This window comes from Vibrio sp. Vb1574 (assembly GCF_033338675.1).
Genome location: NZ_JAWOTC010000508.1, coordinates 1 through 1,003, shown reverse-complemented (window position 1 = coordinate 1,003; position 1,003 = coordinate 1). Strand labels below are relative to the sequence as shown.

The window sequence follows — 1,003 nt, the reverse complement described above, 5'->3', positions numbered from 1 at the left end:
ATTTTGTCTACGCTGGTGGTGTGGATGGCAAGGTAAGTCACATGAGCTTAGTGAACACCACGATTCGCACCTTCGATACCCAGATCATCATTGTGCCGAACAGTAAGATTTGGGGAGATGTGATCAAGAACGTAACCCATGAGCGTATTCGCCGTGTGGATATGGTGTTTGGTATTGGCTACGCAGACGATTTATTGAAAGCGGAATCGGTACTAACGGATATCGTGACTTCACACCCTGCGGTACTTCGCGCGCCTGAGCCAATGATTAAAGTGCACACTTTGAATACTTCGTCGGTAGATTTCATCGTTCGCCCTTGGGTAAAACCGGATGACTACTGGGAGGTATATTGGGATGTAACGAAAGAAGTGAAGTTACGCTTTGATCGCGAAGGCATTTCGATTCCTTTCCCACAACAAGATGTGCATTTGCACATGGTGGAGAAAAAAGACGCGTAATCGCGTGTTATCCAAATACGAAAAGGCACTCGATAAAGAGTGCCTTTTTATTTGCGGTAAGTTTTGTGTCTTACAGTTCGTTAAAGAACGCTAACTTCGGTTCGCATTCAAGCAAGTTTTCAATCTGGTTGATCAAACGTGCAAAGTGCTCAGTTTTACCGTGAAATTCGAACGCTTCTTGGTCTTTAAATTGCTCTTGAAAAACGAAGTGGCTCGCGTTGTCTTTATCTTGGAACAACTGATAACGAACACAACCGTCTTCATTGCGAGTTGGCTCAAGCGCTTGGGTTAGCACTTCTTTCAGTTGTTGTTCTTTCCCCGGTTGTGCGTGAAAGGTAGCAGTCAAGTGAATCATAATTTTTACTCTTTTTTAATTATCGGTTTTAATTGTCGGTTTTAGTTATAGGTAGCGTCCCTGTCGTTGCAGGAACTCAATTTTGTAACCGTCAGGATCGGTGACAAAAAAGAAGGTCGCTAAGTGTTTTTGCTGGTGGTCAAACGCTTTGATGTCACCTGCTTCAATACCTAGAGATTTAATTCGTTTG

At 43.4% G+C, this 1,003-nt stretch carries 2 protein-coding genes and 1 pseudogene; 1 reads left to right on the top strand and 2 read right to left on the bottom strand.

Annotation, left to right across the window (positions count from 1 at the left end; translation table 11 throughout):
- Nucleotides 1-458 (top strand): mechanosensitive ion channel family protein (locus R7O12_RS27230; RefSeq protein ID WP_318127164.1); only part of this gene is annotated, 458 nt, incomplete at its 5' end.
- A 70-nt stretch (nucleotides 459-528) separates the two neighbouring features.
- Here R7O12_RS27230 and R7O12_RS27225 read toward each other — a convergent pair.
- On the bottom strand, nucleotides 529-813 hold the full coding sequence (locus R7O12_RS27225; RefSeq protein WP_015297084.1) for a putative quinol monooxygenase: 285 nt from the start codon (nucleotides 811-813) through the stop codon (nucleotides 529-531).
- A gap of 45 nt (nucleotides 814-858) precedes the next feature.
- Nucleotides 859-1,003: pseudogene (locus R7O12_RS27220) on the bottom strand (lactoylglutathione lyase); the annotation flags it as partial.